This is a genomic window from Pseudoalteromonas sp. CR1 (genome assembly GCF_019392235.1).
GTDB lineage: Bacteria > Pseudomonadota > Gammaproteobacteria > Enterobacterales > Alteromonadaceae > Pseudoalteromonas.
The window spans coordinates 1-270 of the sequence record NZ_JAHXRM010000261.1 but is presented as its reverse complement, the minus strand read 5'-3'; the positions used below and the strand labels follow the sequence as shown (position 1 = coordinate 270).

Genomic DNA, 270 nt, shown 5'->3' with positions numbered 1-270 from the left:
CGCCTACGTCATCGATGAACACAACAAGGCACGTACAGCACCGCCCATCACACGCGACGCGCAGGGTAAGTGGCATTTTGACCTGGCGCCCAAACTCAGAGGCGGCATGCCAAAATCTGCCAGGCCACTGGATTCACTCGCGAACAGTATGCAAGCCAAGCGCCTGGCGGAGACCGACTATCGGCGCAACCTGAAAGAGCGCAAGAAAGTTTCAAAAACACATGACACTGCAATGGCAAACATCGAGGCCGACCTCACCGAGTACGAAAG

General features: G+C 55.9%; 1 protein-coding gene. It reads left to right on the top strand.

Going from position 1 to position 270, the window contains the following annotated elements; genetic code table 11:
• A partial coding sequence (locus tag KZZ04_RS19350) for a hypothetical protein (protein WP_219423893.1) occupies positions 1-270 on the top strand: 270 nt, incomplete at both ends.